Annotated in this window: 14 protein-coding genes; 10 read left to right on the plus strand and 4 right to left on the minus strand. The window is 74.9% G+C overall.

Annotated features, from left to right (window positions below; genetic code table 11):
- Positions 1-61 precede the first annotated feature (61 nt).
- Together ACPCUX_RS05270 and ACPCUX_RS05275 are read right to left on the minus strand one after the other, a co-directional pair.
- Positions 62-1,039: a hypothetical protein gene (locus tag ACPCUX_RS05270; protein ID WP_423388286.1), complete on the minus strand. Its 978-nt coding sequence runs from the start codon at positions 1,037-1,039 to the stop codon at positions 62-64.
- Between the two features lie 204 nt (positions 1,040-1,243).
- Positions 1,244-2,182: an NAD-dependent epimerase/dehydratase family protein gene (locus ACPCUX_RS05275; protein WP_144723034.1), complete on the minus strand. Its 939-nt coding sequence runs from the start codon at positions 2,180-2,182 to the stop codon at positions 1,244-1,246.
- A 120-nt stretch (positions 2,183-2,302) separates the two neighbouring features.
- On the opposite strand from ACPCUX_RS05275, the gene ACPCUX_RS05280 reads away from it, so the two are divergent.
- The 4 genes from ACPCUX_RS05280 to ACPCUX_RS05295 all read left to right on the plus strand — a co-directional run bounded on the left by ACPCUX_RS05280 (position 2,303) and on the right by ACPCUX_RS05295 (position 7,844).
- Positions 2,303-3,031, plus strand: a complete 729-nt coding sequence (locus tag ACPCUX_RS05280; protein WP_144723035.1) for a TetR/AcrR family transcriptional regulator — start codon at positions 2,303-2,305, stop codon at positions 3,029-3,031.
- 132 nt (positions 3,032-3,163) lie between these two features.
- Positions 3,164-3,547, plus strand: coding sequence for a cold-shock protein (locus tag ACPCUX_RS05285; protein WP_034651071.1), 384 nt, complete (start codon positions 3,164-3,166; stop codon positions 3,545-3,547).
- A gap of 2 nt (positions 3,548-3,549) precedes the next feature.
- Positions 3,550-4,677, plus strand: a complete 1,128-nt coding sequence (locus ACPCUX_RS05290; protein ID WP_415296955.1) for a DUF3027 domain-containing protein — start codon at positions 3,550-3,552, stop codon at positions 4,675-4,677.
- Positions 4,674-7,844, plus strand: coding sequence for a sacsin N-terminal ATP-binding-like domain-containing protein (locus ACPCUX_RS05295; RefSeq protein WP_423388287.1), 3,171 nt, complete (start codon positions 4,674-4,676; stop codon positions 7,842-7,844). Before ACPCUX_RS05290 ends, ACPCUX_RS05295 begins: the two co-directional genes overlap by 4 nt.
- On the opposite strand, the gene ACPCUX_RS05300 is transcribed toward ACPCUX_RS05295, so the two are convergent.
- On the minus strand, positions 7,820-8,083 hold the full coding sequence (locus ACPCUX_RS05300) for a DUF2530 domain-containing protein (protein WP_051028378.1): 264 nt from the start codon (positions 8,081-8,083) through the stop codon (positions 7,820-7,822). The two genes, ACPCUX_RS05295 and ACPCUX_RS05300, sit on opposite strands and share 25 nt — an antisense overlap.
- A gap of 447 nt (positions 8,084-8,530) precedes the next feature.
- Between ACPCUX_RS05300 and ACPCUX_RS05305 the strand changes: the two genes are divergently transcribed.
- The 4 genes from ACPCUX_RS05305 to manA all read left to right on the plus strand — a co-directional run bounded on the left by ACPCUX_RS05305 (position 8,531) and on the right by manA (position 13,737).
- On the plus strand, positions 8,531-10,045 hold the full coding sequence (locus tag ACPCUX_RS05305) for a sugar transferase (protein ID WP_051028379.1): 1,515 nt from the start codon (positions 8,531-8,533) through the stop codon (positions 10,043-10,045).
- Positions 10,046-10,085: 40 nt separating this feature from the next.
- Positions 10,086-10,817, plus strand: coding sequence for a hypothetical protein (locus ACPCUX_RS05310; protein WP_396052662.1), 732 nt, complete (start codon positions 10,086-10,088; stop codon positions 10,815-10,817).
- Between the two features lie 85 nt (positions 10,818-10,902).
- Positions 10,903-12,378 carry an NCS2 family permease gene (locus ACPCUX_RS05315; RefSeq protein ID WP_423388288.1) on the plus strand — a complete coding sequence of 492 codons (1,476 nt, stop codon included), beginning with the start codon at positions 10,903-10,905 and terminating at the stop codon, positions 12,376-12,378.
- Between the two features lie 9 nt (positions 12,379-12,387).
- Entirely contained in the window at positions 12,388-13,737 is a 1,350-nt protein-coding gene (manA, locus tag ACPCUX_RS05320; RefSeq protein WP_211932952.1) for a mannose-6-phosphate isomerase, class I, read from the plus strand.
- A 255-nt stretch (positions 13,738-13,992) separates the two neighbouring features.
- Here manA and ACPCUX_RS05325 read toward each other — a convergent pair whose 3' ends face one another.
- A complete protein-coding gene (locus ACPCUX_RS05325) occupies positions 13,993-14,844 on the minus strand; it encodes an acyltransferase (RefSeq protein ID WP_423388289.1) in 852 nt (283 codons plus the stop codon).
- A gap of 550 nt (positions 14,845-15,394) precedes the next feature.
- On the opposite strand from ACPCUX_RS05325, the gene ACPCUX_RS05330 reads away from it, so the two are divergent.
- Positions 15,395-17,302: a glycosyltransferase family protein gene (locus tag ACPCUX_RS05330; protein WP_423388290.1), complete on the plus strand. Its 1,908-nt coding sequence runs from the start codon at positions 15,395-15,397 to the stop codon at positions 17,300-17,302.
- 8 nt (positions 17,303-17,310) lie between these two features.
- Positions 17,311-18,561, plus strand: a complete 1,251-nt coding sequence (gene wecC, locus ACPCUX_RS05335; protein ID WP_423388291.1) for a UDP-N-acetyl-D-mannosamine dehydrogenase — start codon at positions 17,311-17,313, stop codon at positions 18,559-18,561.
- Position 18,562: the final 1 nt, after the last annotated feature.

The raw sequence follows: 18,562 nt of genomic DNA on the forward strand, positions 1-18,562 counted from the left end.
CGGCACCTCGAGGTGCCGACGAGTGCTGCGAGTGCCGAACCGCCGCCGGGGTGCCGACCGGTCAGCGCAGCGGGGGAAGGTGACGGTCAGGGCGCAGCGACGCGACGACGTCCGACGGCACCCAGCGCAGGACCCGTTCGCCGACGGCGTCGGGCGCGTCCCGCGCGGTGAACCGCAGCACGCGACGTCCGGTCGCCTCGATCGCCTCGTGCCGTCGCTTCTCCGCGACGAGGACGCGGCCCGGGTCCTCACGGGGAGCGAGGCCGTCGCCCGTCGTGCGGTACTTCACCAGCCCGTCGAACTCCAGTAGCAGCCGCCACGGCTCCCACCCGAGGTCCGCGCGGACCCGGCCGACCGAGGTACGGACCGGGACCTGCGTCGACGGGCGGGGGAGGCCGAGCCGGAGGACGAGGTACCGCAACCACGTCTCCCAGGCCGACTCGGCGCCGGCGTCCGCGAGCCGGAGGACGTGCCGGGCGCGAGGTGCCCCGGCAGCCCGGGGCTGTCGCGCGAGGCAGGCCGCGACGTCCTCGCGGGCGAGACCCCGCGCGAGCGCCGCGTCCGCGACGACCAGCCCCTCGAGCGGGCTCAGGGTGCGCAGGCAGTCGGCGACGGTGCGGGCGGGCGTCGTCACCGGCAGACCGCCGACGACGCACCGGTCGACGGCGTCGACGAGTCCGAGGTGCCTCGCGACCGTGGGGTCCGCGCGCCCGGACCGCCGGTAGGGCTGCACCACGTGCACGTCACGGGGCGCCGTCCACAGGCGCAGGCCGTGGACGAGGGCGGCGGTGGTGTGGCTGAGGACGTGGTCCGCGCGGAGGGTGCGATGGAGCGCGGTCGCCCGGTCCAGCACGAGGTCGCGCTCGTCGGCGGGCCCGATCCTCCTGCCGGTGCCGGTCTCGCGGTAGACGCCCCGACGCACCCGCTCCCAGGACCCGGAGGACGCGGCCTGCCGCACGAGCTGGGGCGGGTGCTCCGCCGCGAGCAGCAACGCGGGTCGTCGAGGGCCGCCGGGGGCGAGAGGGTCGTCGTCGTGCACCGGGCGAGCGTGCCCGGTCCGGGAGCGCGCGCGGGTCGTCCGGACCGGTCCTGTGGACGGTCCCCGGTCGACGGCGCCTGTGCGCGACGGTCAGACGCTTCGGCGATGCGGACGCGGTTCGGCACCGCGTGCGGGACCTCGGCAACCCCAGGTGCCGAACAGCGCACGACGTGCCGACTCGCGCGCCCGGAGGGCCGCGACCGGTCAGCCGCGGGCGGTCCGACGGCAGACCTCGTCCCAGGGCGTGGGCTCGATGCCGAAGCGGTCGCGGGCCGCGGTGTCATCGAGGACGTACGGGCGCTCCCACTGGTAGGCGAGGTCGCGCAGCTCGCGCAGCAGCGGCGAGAACAGCCCGGCGACGGCGAGCCCGGGGCCGCGCAGCGAGCGGACCCGGACCGGCGGCTGCCCGACGCTCGCGAGGACGTCGGTCAGCGCCTCGCGCTGGGTGCACGGCGGGTTGCTCGGGGTGTGCCACGTGCGGCCGAGCGCGCCCGGGTCCGCGGCCGCCGCGACGAGCGTGCGCGCGGCGTCCTGCACGTCGGTGAACGAGTGCGACAGGTCGGTGCGGCCGATCATCGTCACGGCCCGGCCGCGCAGCGCAGCAGGGACGACGCGCGACACGTGGCCGTTGGCGCCGACGCCGGGCCCGACGAAGTCGGAGCTGCGCACCTCGACGACCCGCGCACGGCCAGCGCGGTGCGCGGCGAGGGCGTCGGCCCACAGCCGGGCCCGCAGGACGCCCTTGTGGTCGGTCGCGGCGTCCGGCAGGTCCTCGGTCATAGGTCCGTCGACCGGCCCGTAGGGGTAGAGGTTGCCCGTGATCGCGTAGACCGCTCCCGTCCGCTCCGCCGTGGTGAGCAGCGCGGCGGCGAGCGGCGGCCAGACCTTCTCCCACTGCGTGTAGTCGCCGGGGTTGGCGCAGTTGTAGAGCACGGCGGCACCGTCCGCGGCGCGGGTCAGCGCGTCGGCGTCGGACGCGTCGAGCGCGAGGTGCGTGACGCCGGCGAGCCCGGTGTCACGCCCGCTGCGGGTGACGACGGTGACGTGCGACCCGCGGGCCGCGAGCTCGGCGGCGACGTGACGACCGACGGGGCCGGCGCCGACGACGACATGCCGGTCGTCGGAGGACGAGGTGCTGGACACGAGGACTCCTTTCCGAGAGCAGTGCTCTCGTTCCGAGAGCCAGCCTGGCACGACGGCCATGACAAAGCAAGAGCACCGCTCTCGTTGGTGGGCGGCGCTCTCGTCTGCGACCCTGACGGCATGACGGCACCTCGGACGGCGCGCGCCCTGGCGCGCGAGACCCTCACGCGCGAGATCCTCGACGCTGCCCGCGCGCGGCTCGTGGCCGACGGGCCCGCCGCGCTCTCGCTGCGGGCCGTCGCGCGCGACGTCGGCATGGTGTCGTCCGCCGTCTACCGCTACTTCCCGAGCCGGGACGCGCTGCTCACCGCGCTCCTCGTCGAGTGCTACGACGAGCTCGGGGCTGCCGTCGAGGCCGCGGAGGTCGCCGTCGCGCGGGACGACCTGCCCGGCCGCTGGCTCGCCGCGTGCCGCGCGCTGCGCACCTGGTGCGTCGCGCGGCCCGGAGAGTTCGGGCTGCTCTACGGCACCCCCGTGCCGGGGTACGCGGCGCCGCAGGACACGGTCGAGCCCGCGACGCGCGTCGTGCGGACCCTGGTCCGGGTCGTCGCCGACTCCTGGGCGGACGGCGAGGGCCCGGCGCCCGCACCGCCGTCGGGCGGGGACGCGGCCGTGCTCGTCGCCCCCGCCGTCGCGTACGTGAGCGCCCGCGGGCTCACAGCGCCCGACGTCCCGCCCGAGGCCGTCGTGCGCACGCTCATGGCGTGGACGACCCTGTTCGGCACGGTGTCGTTCGAGCTGTTCGGCCACCTCCACCGCACGGTCGCCGACTACGCCGACTGGTTCGACGCCGTCGCGCTGCGGGTGGGGGCGGACGCCGGGGTGGTCCCGCGGTCGGCCCCGCGCTGACCGGGACGACGGCGGGGACGCGGCCGGTCGTCCGGGCTCGCCCTGGGCTCGCCCGCGGTATGGATGCGGCTTTGCCGCCGCGTGGCCGGTAACCTGGGGGTTCTGGTTCCTACGAGCACGAACGAGGTCCACGTGCCCACCGGCAAGGTCAAGTGGTTCGACACCGAACGCGGGTTCGGCTTCATCGCCAACGACGACGGCGGCGAGGTCTTCCTCCACGCCTCCGCGCTGCCCGCGGACGCCCCCGCGCCCAAGCCCGGCGCTCGCGTCGACTTCGGCGTCGCCGACGGGCGCCGTGGCCCGCAGGCGCTCGCCGTCACGTTCCTCGACCCGGCGCCCTCGGTCGTCAAGGCGAAGCGTCGCTCGGCGGACGAGATGGCGGTCATCGTCGAGGACCTCATCAAGGAGCTCGACGGGATCGGCAACGGCCTGCGCCGCGGCCGCTACCCGGAGAAGGGCAAGGCCACCAAGGTCGCCGCGGTCCTGCGCGCGGTCGCGGACGAGATCGAGGCCTGACGATGTCCGCCGTGGCAGCCGCAGAGGAGCGCGTCCGAGGAGTCTCCGCACGCGCGGCGCGGGACGCCGTGCTCACGGGCGCGGTCGAGCTCGCGCGCGCCGCGGCGCAGGAGGTTGCCGAGAGCCCGGAGGACGTGGGCGAGCACCTCGGCACGGTCGCCGAGGCGGACCGGCTCATCTCCCACCGCTTCGCGTGCACGATGCGCGGCTACCGCGGCTGGCACTGGACCGTGACGCTCGCGCGCGTGCCGCGCGGCCGGACGGCCACGGTGTGCGAGGTCGAGCTCCTGCCCGGTGACGGTGCGCTGCTCGCGCCGTCGTGGCTCCCGTGGTCCGAGCGCCTGCGCCCGGGCGACGTCGGCCCGGGCGACGTGCTGCCCTTCCGCGCCGACGACCCGCGCCTCGAGCCCGGCTACGTGCCCACGGGCGACGAGGAGCAGGACGCCGTCGCGATCGAGGAGCTCGCGCTCGCGCGTGCCCGCGTGCTGTCGCCGCAGGGCCGCGACGAGGCCGCGGAGCGCTGGTACCGCGGGTCGCGCGGCCCGACGACGCGCGGCGCCGTCGCCGCCGCGGCCGACTGCGGGTCGTGCGGCTTCCTCGTGCCGCTCCAGGGCAGCCTCGGCCAGGTCTTCGGCGTGTGCGCGAACGAGTGGTCGCCCGACGACGGCAAGGTCGTGAGCCTCGACCACGGCTGCGGCGCGCACTCGGAGACGGACGTCGAGCCGCAGCGCAGCGAGTGGCCGGACCCGGACCCGCTCGTCGACGAGCTGCACGTCGAGATCGTCACGCTCCTCGAGTCCGCGGTCGCCCGGAAGGAGGCGGCCCGGGACGGGGCCGCGCCGACGGACACTGCCGCGGACGAGACCGCCCCGGACGAGACGGTTCCGGCGGCGCAGGACGAGCCGACGCCGGTGGCCGACGCCCCGACGCCGACCGACACCGCGCCGGAGGCCCCCGCGGCCGTGGCCGTCGAGCCGGACGCCGTGCCGGACGACGCGGAGACCGCGCCGGTCCCCGACGACGCGCCGGACGACGCGGAGACCACCCCTGACCCCGACGCCACGCCGGACGAGCCCGAGACCGCGCCGGACCCCGCCGTCGACGCCGCGCCGGACGAGCCGCGGGAGTGACGCAGGACGTCTTCGGGACGGCCGCGCTGCGTCGTGCGGTCCTGGAGGCGTGGCGGTCCTCGCCGACGCGCCTGCGCGAGGACGCGAACACGGAGGAGGACCACGCCCACGGGTCGTACCGGGGGCGGGTCGTCGTCGAGCTCGCGCAGAACGCCGCCGACGCCGCCGTCCGCGCAGGTGTCCCCGGTCGCCTCCGGCTGAGCCTGCACGCGCCGTCCGACCCCGACGGGCGCTGGGTGCTGCGCGCGGCCAACACGGGCGAGCCGCTCGACGCGGCGGGCGTCGCGTCGCTCGTCGCGATGCGGGCCTCGGCTACCGGTCGGGGCGCGGGCGCAGCCGGTGGCCCGCGCACGGTGGGTCGGTTCGGGGTCGGCTTCGCGGCGGTCCGCTCGGTCGCGGACCGCGTGCGCGTCGGCGCGGGAGACCACGCCGTCGAGCTCTCGCTCGACCGCACGCGCGCCGCGCTCGACGACGTCGTGGCGGACCGCCCGGACCTCGCCGCCGAGGTCGCGGGGCGCGGCGACCGGCTCCCGGTGCTGCGCCTCCCGTTCCCGGCGCGCGTCGAGGTGCCGGCGGGGTACGACACCGTGGTCGAGGTCGAGCTGCGCGACGACGCGGCGCTCGACGCCGTGCGGGCCGAGCTCGCGGACGTCGGCGACCCGCTGCTGCTCGCCCTGCCCGCGCTCACGGAGGTCGTCGTGGCGGGCGACGGCGTCGCGGAGCGCCGGGTCGCGGACGTCGACGAGCGCTGGACGGTGCTGCGGCGCGAGGGGACGCTCGACCCCGCGCTCCTCGCGGACCGTCCCGTCGAGGAGCGCGGCGCGGGCCGCTGGTCGGTGACCTGGGCGCTGCCCCACGACGCGGTGGCACCGACCGTGCTGCACGCCCCCACCCCGACGGACGAGCGGCTCACCTTCCCGGCCCTGCTCCTGGCGACGTTCCCGCTCGACCCCGCGCGCCGGCACGTCCCGCGCGGTCCCGTGACGGACCACGTCGCGCACGAGGCGGGTCGTGCGTTCGCGGCGCTCCTCGGCTCGCTCGCGGCCGACCGCGGCGCCGACGTGCTCGCGCTCGTCCCGACCGGGCTGCCGGCGAGCGCGGTCGACGAGGCGGTCCGCACGGCGGCGACGGCGGCCCTGGCCCGCACGCCGCTCCTCCCGCTCGACCTGCCGCCCGACCAGCCCGGTCTCGCGCTCGCCGAGACCTGGGAAGACCCGCGGATCCTCGGGGAGCACGACGAGCACGACGAGCACGGTGCGCCGCAGCGGGCCGAGCGGCGGCTCCTCGCGCCCGCCGAGGCGCGCGTCCTCGCCGGGGACGTGGGCGATGCGCGCGTGCGTGTCGAGCTCGGGGCGGCGCACCTCGTCGACGTGCCGGGCCCGCTGCGCGCGGTCGCGCGGTCGCTCGGGGCGCAGGTCGTGGATCTGGCCGATGTCGTGGACGACCTCCCGCTCGTCGCCGACCCCGAGCGCTGGCGGGCGCTGTACGACGCGCTCGCGCCGCACGCGGGGGACCGGTCGGTGCTCGAGGCGCTGGGCGCGCTCCCGGTCCCGCTCCTCGGCGGTCAGGTCGTGCGCGGGGCCCGCGGCCTCCTGCTGATCGGCGACGGTACGGACGACGGCACGGACGGCGGGGCGCTCGACCCCCGGGATGCCGTCGACCTCGGTCTGCGCGTCGTCGACCCGCGGGCCGCGCACCCGCTGCTCGAACGGCTGGGCGCCCGCGCGACGGACCTGCGCGCGGTGCTCGCCGACGGCGCGGTGCGTGAGCGCGTGCTCGCCGCTGCCGACGCCGCGGACGCGGGCGACGACCCCGCGGCGGAGGTCGAGCGGCTGCTCGCGCTGGTCGCCGCCGCGCTCCGCGACGTCCGGGACCCGGCGGGCGACGTGCTGCCGTTCTGGTGGGGCGAGCTCCCGGTCCCGACGACGGACGGCGGCTGGTCGCCCGCGCGCGGCTGCGCCCTGCCGGGCACCTGGGCGGCGGACGTGCTCGACGGGCTCGACGTCGTCGACCCGGGGATCGTCGCCCGCTGGGGCGAGCCGACGCTGCGCGCGGTGGGCGCGGCGGCGGGACCGACCGTGCTGCGGGTGCGCGACGTGCTCACACCCGCGCCGGACGACGACGAGCCCGACCTGGACCCGCACGCGCCGGAGGGCTGGCTCTCCGACTGGACCGGGTACCTCGAGCACCTCACGACGACGCTCGGCCCCGAGGCGTACGTGGGGGACGTGCTCGCCGTCGCGGACCTGGACGCGGTGGCCGACGGCGCGTGGCCCGACGTGCTCGTCCGGCTCGCGGGCGACCCCGCGGCGCGGGAGGCGATGCTCACGCCTGTGCGCGCGGAGGGCGGGCGTGCGGCGTCGGCCCGGTCGTACACGGCGTGGTGGCTGCGCGAGGAGCTGGGCGGGCCGTTCGCGCTCGACGGCGGCCCCGCCGCCGCGTTCCTGCGTCCGGCGCCGCCGGAGGTGGCGGGGCTCGACGACGCGGCGCTCGCCGCCGTCGGGGGCGTGCACGACCTCGCCGAGCTCGACCCGGAGGAGTGGGCCGATCTGCTGGACGGGCTGCCGCCCGTCGGGTCACCGGTCGACGCCGCGGCCGCGCTGTCCCTGTGGCGCGCCCTGGAGGCGCTGGCGGAGAGCGGCGTGCGGCTCGACCCGGCCCCCGCGCGGGTGCCCGCGCTGCACGGCGGGACGGTCGTCGTCGCGGCGGCCGACGACGTCGCGGTGGCCCCGGACCCGATGTGGGCGCCACTGCGACCGCTCGTGCCCGCCGGACGGGGCCTGGTCGAGGAGGTCGCGGACCTGCTCGACGTCGCGACGGTCACGGGCCCCGCGCCCGCGCCGGACGACTCGGGGCACCGCGAGGACGTCCCGTCCGAGGTGGGGACCGTCGTCGGCGAGCCCCTGCCGCGCACCTGGGAGCGGCACGACGACCTCCGTGTCGACGGTGTCGCGGTCCCGTGGTGGGTCGAGGGTCGTGCGGGAGCGGACGTCGTCGTGCACGCGACAGGCCCGGCGGGGCTCGCGGCGGCGCTCGCCGTCGTCGTCGCGGGACGCTACGGCGCGCGGCACGTGCTCGAGGAGGTGCTCCGCGACCCGCGCGGGGCGCAGGGCGCGGTGGCGCGGACGGCCTGGGACGACCCTCAGTCGTCGGCGGACGCACGGTAGCGCGTCCGGTTCCGCCGCTCCCAGCCGAGCCCGAGGGCGCCGAGCGCGAGCCCGACGGCGCACGTCGCGACCGCGCGGGGCGCGAGCGTCCCGGTGGCGAGCAGGACGGCGCACACGACGAGCGCGACCGTCCAGAGCGCCATGCCGGCGAGGATGACGACGCGCAGGTCGACCCGCCAGGGCGCCGGGTCGGGGCGCCGGCGTTCGGGGTGGAGGAGGAGGGTCACGACCGAGGGCACCCGAGCATCGTAGCGACGCGCCGGTTTTTTCACCCCCACGGCGCGTCACAGGCGTGACCTGCGTCTCTTCCCCTCTCGTGTGAGCACACGTCCGGAGCACCCGCAACCGCGCGCTACGATGCAAGCGGCCCACCACGCTCTCCCGCTCGTGGTCGCCCGTCCAGCTCGAACCGCCCCGGAATCCGGGCGGGCACTCCTCCGTGACTTCTCCGCACGCTGCGTCGCGTGCGGGGGAACGTCGAACCTGGACACCTGTCCAGTGAATTCCTCCGAGGCCTGCGAGCGGTGCACCAACCGCAGGATCCTGCGGCTCAGGACCTTCCGGACAGCCGTCGTCCGGAACGCCTTCTCACCCGGGTGAAAGCCCTCGTCAACCCTCGTTATCGCACATTCTCGAACCTAGGATGAGTCGCCATGCAGGGTGTGGAGCCGACCGGAGGTGGACGCATGTCCCACAGCGTCACCGACGACACGAGACGAGGTCTGCGCACCCTTCTCACCGCGTCGCCCGCGGCGCGCATCCGCGCCGCCCGGGCCGCGTTCGCCGCGCAGGGCTGGGAGGTCGCCTACCGCCGCCGGCTGCTCGTCACCGACACGGTGGTGATCGTCGTGGCCGTGCTGGTCGCCTACTTCCTGCGCTGGGACGCCGTGATCGACGAGCCCGTGAGCCGGGCCCGCGTGCCCTACGTCGTCCTGTCCGTGCTCGTGGGCGTCGCCTGGTCCGTGTCCCTCGTGGCCAGCCGGACGCGCGACCCCCGCGTCATGGGCAGCGGGCCTACCGAGTACCACCGCGTGTTCGACGCGTCGTGGCGCCTCTTCGCGGTGCTCGCCGTCCTCGCCTTCCTGCTCCGCTTCCCGGAGACCCGGGGCTACCTCGCGTTCGCGTTCCCCCTCGGCCTCGGCGGGCTGCTCGCGGGCCGGTACGCGTGGCGTCAGTGGCTGCACCGTCAGCGCGCCCACGGCGGCATGCGGTCCGCGGTGCTCGCGATCGGGCACCGCGACCAGGCCGAGCGCCTCATCCGCGACCTCAACTCCCGCGACGAGTCGGGCTACCGCGTCGTCGGCGTGTGCGTCCCGTCGGGCGGGTTCGGGGCGGGCGAGGAGATCCACGGCGTCCCGGTGCTCGGCGAGCTCCGGCACGCGGGCGAGGTCGCGACCCGGGTGGGCGCGGACGTCGTCGCGGTCTCCGGCTCGGACGCCATCACGGCCGAGGTCGTGCGCCGCCTGGGCTGGGAGCTCGAGCCGTTCGGCGTCGACCTCATGCTCACGGCGGAGCTCGCCGACGTCGCGGGCCCCCGCATCACCATCACGCCTGCCGAGAGCGTCGCGCTCCTGCACGTGGACGCGCCCCGCTTCACGGGGCCCAAGTTCGCCGTGAAGTCGGTCGTGGACTGGACGGGCGCGGCGCTCATCACGCTCGCCGCCCTGCCCGTGCTCGTCGCGGTCGCCCTCGCCGTCCGGCTCACGAGCCGCGGGCCCGTCCTCTTCCGCCAGGAGCGCGTCGGGCGCAACGGCCGCACGTTCTCGATGTACAAGTTCCGCTCGATGCGCGTGGGCGCCGACCGCGAGGTCGAGCACCTCGAGGAGCAGAACGACGGCTCCGGCCTCCTGTTCAAGATGCGCGACGACCCGCGCGTGACGCCCGTCGGCCGGGTGCTGCGCCGCTACTCGCTCGACGAGCTGCCGCAGCTCTTCAACGTCCTGCGCGGCGACATGAGCCTCGTCGGCCCGCGGCCCCCGCTGCCGCGCGAGGTGCAGAAGTACGAGAAGAAGGTCCGCCGTCGGCTCCTGGTCAAGCCCGGCCTCACGGGTCTGTGGCAGGTCGGCGGCCGGTCGGACCTGTCGTGGGAGGAGAGCGTCCGCCTCGACGTGTACTACGTGGAGAACTGGACGATGTTCGGCGACTTCCTCATCCTCGCGCGCACGGCGCGCGCGGTGTTCTCCGGCTCCGGGGCCTACTGAGGCCCGCCGGGACGTCGGGGCGGGCAGGAGGAGGTGCGTCGTGCGGGTCTCGGTCTCGGGAGGCGGTCGCCGCGGCGTCCTGCACGCGGCCTGCCTCGCCGCCGCCGGGCACGAGGTCGTGCTCCTCGACCCGGACCCGCGCGCGCTCGCCGCGCTCCGGTCGGGTCCGAGGACCCCTGAGCCGCGGCTGCCCCGGCTCCTCGCGCTCGGCCTCGTGAGCGGGCGCCTGCGCCCGACGACCGACCGCACGGCCGTGGCCGGTGCGCGCGTGCACCTGCTCTGCGTCGGCGCCGGGGCCACGCCCGACGCCGGCGGTGCGGCGCGCGTCGCGGCGCTGCGGGACGCGCTCGACGGCCTCGCCCCGCACCTCGGCCCCGGCGACCTCGTCGTCGGGCGGGCCCGCGTCCCGGCGGGCACCGCCGCGCTGCTCGCCGCGTGCCTCGCCGCGGACGGCGTCCCGGCCACGGTCGCCTGGGTGCCCGACGAGCACCGGCCGGGCCACGCCGTCGTCGACCTCCTGCACCCCGCCCGGGTCGTGCACGGCGTCCCCGCGGGCCCCGCCGGGGAGCGGGCGAACGCGATCCTTGACGTGCTCCACGCGGTCCAGCTCGCCTCGGGCGCGCCCCGCAGCGTCACCGACCTCGCGACGGCCGAGTCCCTCGGGCACGGTCACGGGGCGCCCCGCGCGCACGACGTCGCCGCGACGCCCGGGCGGACCGACGTGGCGTCGAGCACACCCCGGACGGCGCCCGACGCCGTCGGCGCGGCCTGACGTGCACGGACGACCCCGGCGGGCGATGCCCGACCGTGTCCGGCGCGTTACCGCGCGGTCACACGGTTCTGGCAGCATTCTCCCCATGTCCACCCCCACCTCCGTCCGTGAGGACGAGCACGCCCCCGCGCCTGCGCGCGGCGCGATCGACCGCTTCTTCAAGATCACCGAGCGCGGCTCGACGATCGGCACCGAGATCCGCGGCGGTCTCGTGACGTTCTTCGCGATGGCCTACATCATCGTGCTGAACCCGCTGATCATCGGGACCGTCCAGGACGGCACGGGCCAGTTCCTCGGCGGGGGCGCCGAGCCGGACTTCGGCAAGATCGCTGCGGCCACCGCGCTCGTCGCGGGCGTCATGACGCTCGCCATGGGCGTCTTCGCGAACTTCCCGCTCGGTCTCGCGGCCGGCCTCGGCCTCAACGCGGTGGTCGCGTACTCGATCGCGTCGCTGCCCGGGGTCACGTGGGCGGACGCGATGGGCCTCGTCGTCATCGAGGGCCTCATCATCCTCGTGCTCGTGCTGACCGGGTTCCGCGAGGCCGTCTTCCGGGCCGTGCCGCTCGAGCTGAAGACCGCCATCAGCGTCGGCATCGGCCTGTTCATCGCGCTCATCGGCCTCGTCAATGCGGGCTTCGTCACCGCGGGCAGCGGCACGCTCCTCGCGCTCGGCAACCTCGGCACGTGGCCGATCCTCGTGTTCGTCGTGGGCCTCGTGCTGACGATCGTGCTGTGGGTCCGCAAGGTCAAGGGCGCGCTGCTCGTGGCGATCCTCACGGCGACCTTGCTCGCCGTCGTGCTGGAGAACACGCTCCACATCGGGGCGAAGGCCCCCGACGGCTCGAACCCGGACGGCTTCAACCTCAACGCGCCCACGTTCGACGGCGTCGTGCAGGTCCCGGACTTCGGCCTCCTCGGTCAGTTCTCGCTCCTGGGCTCGTTCCAGAACATCGCGACCGTCACCGTGATCCTGCTGGTGTTCTCGCTCCTGCTCGCCGACTTCTTCGACTCGATGGGCACGATGGTCGCCGTCGGCGCCGAGGCGCGCCTCAACGACGCCGAGGGCGTCCCGCCGCGCTCGCGCGCGATCCTCGTCGTCGACTCGATCGCCGCGGCGGCCGGTGGTGCCGGGTCCGTGTCGTCGAACACGAGCTTCGTCGAGTCGACGACGGGCGCCGGCGAGGGTGCCCGCACGGGCCTCGCGTCGGTCGTCACGGGTGTCGCGTTCCTGCTCGCGACGTTCCTGTCGCCGCTCGTCGCCCTCGTCCCGTACGAGGCCGCGGCGCCCGCGCTCGTCTTCGTCGGGTTCCTCATGATGACGCAGATCGCCGGCATCTCCTGGAAGAACGTCGAGATCGGCATCCCCGCGTTCCTCACGATCATCGTCATGCCGTTCACGTACTCGATCGCGGACGGCATCGGGGCGGGCTTCCTCGCCTTCGTGCTCATCAAGCTCGCGCTCGGCAAGGTCCGGGCGATCCACCCGCTGATGTGGGTCGCGGCGGCGATGTTCGTCGTGTACTTCCTCCTCGGCCCCATCCGGGACGCCCTGGGCCTCTAGGCTCGGCCCATGACGAGCGCGGCGGACGAGCGGTCGGGGGAGGCGTCGGTGGACGACGCCCTCCCCGGCGCTCGTCCGTCCGCGTTCTACCGGCTGGAGAACACCGTCCAGCGGTACGACTGGGGCTCGACGTCGGCGATCCAGGACCTCCTGGGGGTGGTACCGGACGGTCGTCCGGCGGCCGAGCTGTGGATGGGGGCGCACCCGCTCGCGCCGTCGCGCGTCGTGCCCGACGGCGGCGCCCGCCCGGGCGGGACGTCGCACCCGGGCGCGGAGACGGCGTCGGGCACGACGCTCGCGGACCTGGTGCGCGCGGACCCGGTGGGGGTGCTGGGCCAGCGCGTCCTCGACCAGTACGGGCCCCGCCTGCCGTACCTCCTCAAGGTGCTCGCCGCCGACCGCGCGCTCTCGCTGCAGGTCCACCCGCGCCCGCACCTCGCGCGCGCCGGTTTCAACCGCGAGAACCGGGAGGGCGTCGCGCGCGACTCGCCGCTGCGCAGCTTCCACGACGACCAGCACAAGCCCGAGATGGTCGTGGCGGTCTCCCGCTTCGAGGGCCTCTCCGGGTTCCGCCGGCCCGCGCGCATCCTCGAGCTGCTCGACGGGCTCGACGGCGCGCTCGCCGGACGGATGCGTGACACCCTGCGCGCCCGCCCCACCGAGGCGGGCGTCCGCGAGGCGTTCACCCTCGCGCTCCACGCCCGCGCGGAGCCCGACGTCGCGGCCGACCTCGCGCTGACCGTCGCGTCCGTGCGGGCCCGCGCCGAGCGCGAGCCGGCGGTGCCCGCGCCGGGCGGCCGACGCACGTCGCGCCGCGCCGACGCGACCGTCCTCGCGCTCGCGGAGCAGCACCCCGGCGACCCGGGCGCCGTCGTGTCCCTCATGCTCAACCGCGTCACCCTGGAGCCCGGGGAGTCGATGTTCGTCCCGTCGGGGCACGTGCACGCCTACCTGTCCGGGTGCGCCGTCGAGATCATGGCGAGCTCCGACAACGTGCTGCGGGCCGGGCTGACGAGCAAGCTCGTCGACGTCGACGCCCTGCTCGAGTGCGCCACGTGCACGCCCGGTCCGGCCGCGCGACCGCGGCTGGTCGACGACGGCACCGGCCTCGTCGCCTACCGCCCGCCCGTCGCGGAGTTCGCGCTCCGGGCCGGCCGGGTCGCGGGCGCGGTGCCGCTGCCCGCCGCCGGTCCGCGCGTCGTGCTGTGCCTCGACGGCGCGGTGACGCTCGCGGCCGACCGCGCGGACGCCGGGGCCGGGACGCGGCTCGTGCGGGGGGAGTCCGTGTTCGTCCCGCACGGCACGGGGGCCGTCGTCGTGCGCGGCGAGGGTGACGTCGTCGTCGCGTACGTGCCCTGACTCGTCTCGAGATCGCGGGGCGACCTCGCCTGAACGGGGCCGGAGACCTGTGACGCACGTCTTCGCGCGCGGAGGCGCCGTCGGGATGTCCTCACGTGCGGTGTGGCGACTGAACCGCGACGCAATGATGAAAGGTCAACAGCGTCCCGCTCGTGTCTTCGCGAGCACCAAGCACCGGGCACCGAACACCGCAGCCCTGCTCTCCATCGACGCGGTCCGATGGCCCGCAATGGGCCAGCGTCCGTCGGGCATGCGTCACTGACTCCGGAAAGCCCATCCTGGAATCCAGCGGCGAGCTCCCGAAGAGGTGCGTCCAGGCGCCGTGGTCGGCGACGGGGTGGCTTCCGTGACGAGGTCTCGGGCGCGATCGACCATCTCTCCCACCGAGGTGGTCGAGGCCTCGGCCAACAATCGATCGGCGGTGACTTCGGCTTCTCGTGGGCTGGCCCCCGACAGCACACCAGCAGCGACGAGCACGGGCCGGAGGGTATCGGCTCTGTAGGGGGCGGGCCTCCCCCTCGCCTCGGAGTCGTCGAGGTGCTTGACGACGCGAGCGGGAACACCGGCGACCAGCGTGTTCGGAGGGACGTCACGTACCACGACGGCGCCAGCGGCGATCACAGCTCCGGAGCCGACCGTGACGCCGCCGATGACGGTGGCGCCGGCACCGATCCAGACTCCGTCCTCGATGGTGAGGGGGACGGTGTGGAAGCGGCCAGCGCGCTGCCTGGACGGGCCGAGTTCGTGGTTGTCGGTCACGAGACGAACGAAAGGTCCGATCGACACACGTTCACCGATCACTGTGCCGGACCGGACGTATCCGTCTCTATTGATGTACGAGAGCGCCCCGATGACCACTGGTCCGCAGATCTCGTTGCCGCGGTAGAGGCTGACGTAGTTCCCGAGGTGCACGGCGTGTGCGTCGTCGTCAGCCATGATCCGGACGCCCGGGGCGATCTTGCACCCCTCGCCGAGGTGCACGTGGGGGCGCTGCTCGAACGCCGCCAGCGTTGCTGTGACGCCGAGACTGTCGCGGAGGAGGGCGACTTCTCTGCGCAGCTCGGCCACCTCGGCAAGGACCCGATCGTTGTCGTTCGGCTCGCTCATGCCGCACAGCGTATGCCGAGAGGCGGTACCGCTCTCGCCGGGCCACACCCCCGAGTGGCGCCCGTGCTCGTCCGGGTCGCTGCTCCTGGTGCGCCCGCACCTCTGGGAAGCCCCAGGCGCTCAGGTGGTGAGGCTCCGCGCCGCGCGTCCCGCACACGCCTGCGACGTGAGCGGGTCACCGACCGAGCCCGTGGGGGAAGAGCAGCCGTGCCGATTCGCACCTCGGAGGAGCAGGCTCCACGTGTCCGCGCGACGCGGTCGGTCGCGGCGCGCCTCTCGTCGCGTGTCTCATGTGCTCGACACAGCCTCGTGGCGTTGGTGAGCCGTTCGAGCATGCCGCGAAGGGGGTGCGCTGCTGCCGGAGCACGCCATCGCCGTCGTGGCACTCGCGCCGCCCGTGAGCGCGCGCGACCGTGCCCGAGGTGTCGCGGCGCGTGGTTGCGGCTATGGCAGGGCACCGTAGATCGGGACCGAAGCGGACCGGGTGGCGTACCATGTGCGCGGCCGGAGTGCGATGTGAGCGCCGGCTGAGAACGGACGAGACGGTGGCATGGACGCACGGGGGGGCTCTCGCCTCGATGACGCACGCAGAGCCCTCTGGCACCTTCGCCGGGGTGGTTTGTCCCAGTTCCGTACGTATCTCCGCCGTCGTGGCGTGCCGCGTCCCGCGGGCTCCTCGGGGGCGATCCGCTCCGACCACGGGGTGACCTTCGAGCCCTGGACCGTCTCGCACCGCGCGACCGCGCGCCCGACCCTGCGGGTCGGGGTGATCCTCGACGACTTCTCCCGGCTCGCCTTCGGGTTCGAGTGGGACCAGGTCGCCCTCACCCCGACGTCGTGGCGCGACGAGCTCGACCGCGACCGCGGCGGCCGCCCTGGGCTCGACCTGCTGTTCGTCGAGTCCGCGTGGAACGGGAACGGGGGCGCCTGGCAGTACCACCTCACGGGGACCTCGGCCCCCCGCCCCGCGTTCGTCGAGCTCGTCGCCGCGTGCCGCGAGCTCGGCGTGCCCACGGTCTTCTGGAACAAGGAGGACCCCGCGCACTTCGAGGACTTCCTCGACGCGGCGGCGCTGTTCGACCACGTGTACACGACCGACGTCGGGCGGGTCGACGCGTACCGCGAGCGGCTGGGCCACGACCGCGTGGGCGTCCTCGCGTTCGGGGCGCAGCCCGCCATCCACAACCCGGTGCGAGCGCACGGAGACGGGCCGTCCGGCGACGTCGCGTTCGGCGGCATGTACTTCGCGCACAAGTACCGGAAGCGTCGGGCGCAGATGGACCTGCTGCTGGGCGCGGCCGTCGACGTCTCGCCGCGCATGGAGCACGGTCTCGAGATCTTCTCCCGGTTCCAGGGCGGGGACGAGCGGTACCAGTTTCCGGAGCCGTTCGGGTCGCGCGTCGTCGGGTCGCTCGACTACGACCGGATGCTCACCGCGTACCGCGAGTACAAGGTGTTCCTCAACGTGAACTCGGTCGTCGACTCGCCCAGCATGTGCGCTCGCCGCGTCTTCGAGATCACGGCGTGCGGCACGCCCGTGGTGACGACGCCGAGCGCTGCCATCCGCGAGTTCTTCCCGCCCGACGAGGTGTTCGTCGTCGGGGAGCGCGCCGAGGCGGCGCACACGATCCGTGCGCTCGTCCGCTCGCGCGAGCTGCGCGACCGCGCCACGCACCGGGGGCAGCGCCGCATCTGGCGCGAGCACACGTACGGGGCGCGGGTCCAGCGCGTGCTGCACGACGTCGGGCTGGCCGACTCGGCGACGGTCGCCCGCCCGAGCGTGTCGGCCCTGGTCTCGACCAACCGCCCGGGCCAGCTCGACCACGTGCTGCGGACCGTCGGCGCGCAGCGCGACGTGGACGTGCAGCTCGCGCTCCTCACGCACGGGTTCGCCGTGGACGAGGCGGACGTGCGGCTGCGCGCCAAGGAGGCCGGGGTCGAGGACCTCGTCCTCCTCACGGCAGGTGAGGACGTGCCGCTGGGGGAGTGCCTCAACCGCCTCGTCGCGGCGTCGGAGGGCGACGTCGTCGCGAAGATGGACGACGACGACCTGTACGGCGAGCACTACCTGTCCGACCAGCTCGACGCCCTGGCCTACTCCGACGCCGACGTGGTGGGCAAGCAGGCGCACTACCTGTACGTGGCGTCGCTCGACGCGACGCTGCTGCGCTTCGCCGAGCGGGAGCACCGGTACACGGACTTCGTCATGGGCCCGACGATCGTCGCGGCCCGCGGTCTCGCCGAGCGGGTGCCGTTCGCGTCCGTCGGCCGGGGCGAGGACACCGGGTTCCTCCGGTCGGCGATCGACGCCGGGGCGCGGGTCTTCTCCGCCGACCGGTACAACTTCGTGCAGGTGCGCGCGGGAGCGGCGCACACCTGGGACGTGTCCGACGCCGAGCTGCTCGCGAGCGGTGAGGTCCAGTTCTACGGGCGTGCCGACCAGCACGCCCTGATCTAAGGGGAAACATGAGCAGCACCAGCGTGTGCGTCGTCGGGCTCGGCTACATCGGGCTCCCGACCGCAGCGATCCTTGCGTCGAACGGCGTGGAGGTCATCGGGGTCGACATCAACGAGCGCACCGTCGAGGCGGTGAACCGTGGCGACGTGCCCTTCGTGGAGCCCGACCTCGCGACCTACGTCGCCGGCGCCGTCACCCAGGGCACGCTGCGTGCGACGACGAAGCCCGAGCCGGCCGACGCCTTCATCGTCGCCGTGCCGACCCCGTTCACCGACGGGCACAAGCCGGACCTCTCCTACATCCAGGCCGCGGCCGAGGCGATCGCGCCGCACCTGTCCGCCGAGGCCCTCGTGATCCTCGAGTCGACGTCCCCGCCCCAGGCGACGCAGCAGATGGCGGAGCGGATCCTCGCGGCGCGCCCCGACCTGTCGCTCGACGGGTCCGAGGGACGCGCGCGCATCCACGTGGCGCACTGCCCCGAGCGCGTGCTCCCGGGCCGGGTCATGATCGAGCTCGTCACGAACGACCGCATCGTCGGCGGTCTGACGGCAGACGCCGCCGAGCGGGCCAAGGAGCTCTACCAGGTCTTCTGCCAGGGCGAGATCCTGCTCACCGACGCGGTCACCGCCGAGATGGCGAAGCTCGTGGAGAACTCGTACCGCGACATCAACATCGCGTTCGCCAACGAGCTCTCCCTCATCTCCGCCGACCTCGGCATCGACGTGTGGGAGCTGATCCGCCTCGCCAACCACCACCCGCGCGTGAACATCCTCCAGCCCGGCCCGGGCGTGGGCGGCCACTGCATCGCGGTCGACCCGTGGTTCATCGTCGACGCCGCCCCCGAGCGAGCACAGCTCATCCGGACGGCGCGCGAGGTCAACGACGCCAAGCCCGAGTACGTGATCTCGCGGGTCAAGGCGCACGCCGACAGGTTCAAGGCGCCGCGCATCGCGGTGCTCGGCCTGGCCTTCAAGCCGGACATCGACGACCTTCGCGAGTCGCCCGCGCTCGCGATCACGACCCGCCTGGCCGACGAGATCGAGGGCGCGACGATCTACGCGGTCGAACCGCACATCCTTGAGCTGCCGCGCGTGCTCGCAAACCGAGCTGACGTCCGGTTGACGAACCTCAACAGCGCCGTCGACGACGCCGACATCGTCCTGGTGCTCGTCGACCACACCGAGTTCAAGCAGGCGGACCGCAAGCCGCTCCGTCTGCGGGAGAAGATCGTCATCGACACCAAGGGCGTCTGGCGATGAC

The organism is Cellulosimicrobium sp. AB352, assembly GCF_049538415.1.
GTDB lineage: Bacteria > Actinomycetota > Actinomycetes > Actinomycetales > Cellulomonadaceae > Cellulosimicrobium > Cellulosimicrobium funkei.